4 protein-coding genes and 1 pseudogene are annotated in these 3,869 nt (G+C 73.7%); 2 read left to right on the top strand and 3 right to left on the bottom strand.

Annotation, left to right across the window (positions count from 1 at the left end):
• Nucleotides 1-33: 33 nt before the first annotated feature.
• On the top strand, nucleotides 34-465 hold the full coding sequence (locus ACTIR_RS0113720) for an OsmC family protein (protein WP_026454715.1): 432 nt from the start codon (nucleotides 34-36) through the stop codon (nucleotides 463-465).
• 8 nt (nucleotides 466-473) lie between these two features.
• Here the strand turns inward: ACTIR_RS0113720 and ACTIR_RS0113715 are convergent, their stop codons facing one another.
• Nucleotides 474-2,054: an amidase gene (locus ACTIR_RS0113715; RefSeq protein WP_026454714.1), complete on the bottom strand. Its 1,581-nt coding sequence runs from the start codon at nucleotides 2,052-2,054 to the stop codon at nucleotides 474-476.
• Between the two features lie 276 nt (nucleotides 2,055-2,330).
• Here ACTIR_RS0113715 and ACTIR_RS0113710 point away from each other — a divergent pair, with 276 nt between their 5' ends.
• A complete protein-coding gene (locus tag ACTIR_RS0113710) occupies nucleotides 2,331-2,951 on the top strand; it encodes a 3'-5' exonuclease (RefSeq protein ID WP_026454713.1) in 621 nt (206 codons plus the stop codon).
• Between the two features lie 98 nt (nucleotides 2,952-3,049).
• Here ACTIR_RS0113710 and ACTIR_RS0113705 read toward each other — a convergent pair whose 3' ends face one another.
• Nucleotides 3,050-3,457, bottom strand: coding sequence for a hypothetical protein (locus tag ACTIR_RS0113705; RefSeq protein ID WP_007024888.1), 408 nt, complete (start codon nucleotides 3,455-3,457; stop codon nucleotides 3,050-3,052).
• A gap of 100 nt (nucleotides 3,458-3,557) precedes the next feature.
• A pseudogene (locus tag ACTIR_RS26680) lies at nucleotides 3,558-3,869 on the bottom strand (gamma-glutamylcyclotransferase); the annotation flags it as partial.

The following is a 3,869-nucleotide window of genomic DNA, read 5'->3' as shown; positions in this document are numbered from 1 at the left end:
CGGCCGCCCGGCCGCGCCGGTAGCCTGGCGGACATGGCGGACGACACTCTCCGATCGGTCAGCATCGAACGGGTTTCCACGGGCCGGTACGTGGCCCGCAACGCCCGCGGCGGCACGCTGCCGCTCAGCTCGAACGACGACGCGGACTTCTCGCCGGTGGAGCTGCTGCTGGCGGCGATCGGCGGCTGCACGGCGGTGGACACCGACGTCGTCACCAGCAGGCGGGCGGAGCCGACCGAGTTCACCGTCACCGTCTCCGGCGACAAGGTCCAGGACAAGGAGACGGGCAACCGGATGGAGAATCTGGCGGTGACGTTCCGGGTGGCCTTCCCGGAGGGGGACGACGGGGACCGCGCGCGGGATGTGCTGCCCCGCACGGTGCGGTTGTCGCACGACAAGCTGTGCACGGTCAGCCGCACCGTCGAGCTCGGCACGCCGGTGGATGTCTCCGTCGAGCAGGGCTGACCCCCCGGCTACGGCAGCGGAGGGGTCCCCTCGGGCGGGGTCCGGTGCCCGGTCGCCCGCTCGTAGTGGTGGCCCATCGCCAGCAGCGACGGTTCGCTGAAGGGCAGTCCCAGCAGCTCGACCCCGACCGGGAGTCCGGCACCGGTGAATCCGGCGGGCAGGCTCAACGCGGGGAAACCGCTGTGGCCCGCCAGTTGGCAGTTGCGGCTCGGCTGCGCGGTGCCGATCTCCGGTGGCGGTTCGGTGATCGACGGGTAGACCAGTGCGTCCAGCTGGTGTGCGCGCATGAGCTCGGTGAGCAGTGCCCGCAGCCGGTCCCGTTGGCGCAGTTTCTCCTCGTAGGCCGGGTTGGGCAGCGCGGGGCTGTCCACCAGCGCCCGTACGAGCGGCAGCACCGTCTCGTGCACCTCGCCGGAGGCGGCGACGTCGGCGAGGGTGAGCTCGTTCCTCGGTTCGGCCAGGTGCGCCAGGCGCCGCGGGAGTCCGTGTGCCGAGTCGGCGAGGTAGGTGTCGAGGTCGCGTTCGAACTCGTCGGCCACCCGGTTCGCCCCCTCGGCCGCGTCCGTGATCTCCGGCTGCGGCCCCAGCTCCACCGCCTCGGCACCCTGGGCGACCATGTCCGCGACCGCCGCGCGCACCACCCGGTTGGTGGGCCGGGCGGCGTCGGTGTCGGCGAACCGGTCACCGAGGACACCGATCCGGCTGCCGTCCAGCGCGTTCCCGGACAGTCCCGCCGCATAGCTCGGCGGGACGGCGCCCCGCGCGGCGGCGGTGACCGGGTCCGCGGGATCGTGCCCGGCGGTGGCGTCGAGGACCAGGGCGACGTCGGTGACGGAGGTTCCCAGTGGACCCACCGTGTCCTGGGTGCGCGCCAGCGGTGCGACACCGTCCCGGCTGGACAGCCCCAGGGTGGGCCGCAGGCCGACGAGGTTGTTGTGCGCGGCGGGGATCCGCAGCGAGCCGCAGGTGTCGCTGCCCATGCCCACGGGGGCGAACGCCGCGGCGACCGCCGCCCCGGTGCCGCCGCTGGAGCCACCGGGGTAGTGCCCCCGGTCGTACGGGTTGCGGGTCTGTCCGCCCAGCGACGACGTCGTGCGGATGTTGAAGGCGTACTCGTCCAGGTTCGTCTTCGCGAGCACGATCGCGCCCGCGTCCCGCAGCCTGCGCACCTGGGTGGCGTCGTCGGGTGCGCGGAGCCCGCGCAGGGCCCGCGATCCGCTGGTGGTGGGCAGGTCGGCGGTGTCCATGTTGTCCTTGACCACGACCGGGACCCCGTGCAGCGGCCCCCGGACGTGTCCGCGCCGCCGTTCCCGGTCGCGCCGCAGTGCCACGGCCCGGGCCCGCGGGTTGACGGTGAGCACGGCGTTGATCCCGGGCCGGTCGGCGTCGGCGTGGTCGTAGGCCGCGATGCGCCGCAGGTACCGTTCGACGAGCGCGCGGGAGGTCACCTCGCCGTCGGCGAGCAACTGCCGCAGCTCGTGCACCTGCAGGCCGACCACCCGCACGGGCGCCGGAGCGGCCGTCGCCACGGCCGGGGTGAGTGCCCCGCACAGGGCGAGCACCGCCAGGAGCACGGTCGGTCGGCGCACGGTTCCCCCCGTCGACGATCGGTCGGGTCGTGCCCCGAGTAGACCAGAACGGGCCGTCCCGTCTGTTCCACTGTCCGACTGAATCGCCGGGGGCCGCCGCACGGGTCGCGTCGGTGCCCGGTACCGGGGTTGCGGCTGCCGGCCGGTCCGGTCCATTCGCAGGAACCCGAAACCCGTCGCCGTGGCGGAATCGTGACCGCACCGGACGAAACGGCCGCGCCGCGTCGGCCGACAGTCCGGTGACACAGACCCGGAACGACAAGGGGGAGACAGCGGGTGGACGACACCAACGGGTTCGAGTTCGTCGCGATCGACGTGGAGACCGCCAACCCGAAACGGGGATCGATCTGCTCCGTCGGGGTCACGGTCGTGGAGAACGGTGCGGTGGCGGGGTCGCGCTCCTGGCTGTGCCGCCCGCCCGCTCCGCTGGCGTACTTCGAGCGGCGGCAGGTGGCCATCCACGGGATCGACGAACGGCGGGTGGCCGACGCCCCGACGTTCGGCGCCGTGCTCGGGGACGTGCTCACCGTCATCGGGGACCGTCCCGTCGTGGCGCACAACGCCGCGTTCGACCTCGGCGCGATCCGGGCCGCGTGCGAGGCCGACGACGCGGGCCCACCGACGCTGGAGTTCGGCTGCACCCGGGTCTGGACGAAGCGGGAACTCGACCTGGCCGACCACCGGCTGCCGACCGTGGCCGGGACCCTCGGCGTGCCGTTGCTCCGGCACCACGACGCCGCCGAGGACGCGCGGGCGTGCGCCGAGGTACTCCTGGCGCTCGCGGCGAAGCGGGGGAGCCGGACCGTGCACGAGTTCGCCCGTCAGACGGGGACCAGCCTGGGCAGGCTCGGCCCCGGTACCTGGGACGGGTGCCGCGTCGTGCCCGGTCGCGGCTGAGCGGGCTGAGCAGGCCGAGCGGGACGGGCCGGGCGGGACAGGACAGGCCGGGGCGCCACCGGCCACCCGGCTCCCCCGCCGCCGCGGGACGGGCGGGCTCAGTAGTCGTCGCGTCCGGTGAACTGCTCCTCCAACAGCTCCGCCGATCCGGTGACCAGTTCCAACGGGTCGGTGAACTCGTTGATGTCGAGGTTGAGCAGCGGGAGGGAGTGCCGCAGCACCACGTACTCCCCCATGAGGACGGCTCCGCCGACGACCAGCGTGTTGCCGATCTCGGTCAGCACCTCCCGCAGATCGACCTGGTCGATCCGGGCGAACGGGGTCGCGATCTGGACCCAGTCCTCCTTGCGGTCCATCACCTCCCGGGCGATGATCACGATCTGGGCCCGCCGCTCGGCGTGCGGCTCGCCGCCGTAGCCGAACCGGACGCGGATCTCGTCCGGCTCGTCGCGGACGACGTCGTACTCGTCCCGGACATACGCCACCAGGTCGTCCCACGAGGCCACGTGGACGCCTCCCCTCCGGAGCACCCGGCCGTGCCGGGATCTGTCGTGAACGGCTGGAGCCTACGACGGGAGCGCGCGCCGCACGGGCACTTCCGGAGGATCAGTCCAGGTCGGACCAGGAGGGCTCCCCGGTGACCTCGAGCACGTCGAGGCCGTCGGAGCAGGCGCGACCGCCCCGCATCTCCAGGATGTCGGCCTGGCCGACGTCGGCCACCCGCACCGGTTCCCCGTCGACGAGCATCGGCGAGCGGTCCAGGTGGTCGGCCACCGCGGTGCCGAGGACCTCCGGGCGCGCGACGTAGGCGAGCACCCGGTCCCGTTTCGTGCCGTCGTCGGTGGTGGCCGGGGCGTGCACCCAGCCGAGCCGGTAGCAGTCGCCGCGGGCCTCCACCTCGTCCAGCGTCGCCCGCTG

This window comes from Saccharomonospora iraqiensis subsp. iraqiensis, from assembly GCF_000430445.1.
GTDB lineage: Bacteria > Actinomycetota > Actinomycetes > Mycobacteriales > Pseudonocardiaceae > Saccharomonospora > Saccharomonospora iraqiensis.
The sequence above is the reverse complement of the archived record's forward strand: the minus strand, read 5'-3'. Positions and strand labels throughout refer to the sequence as shown.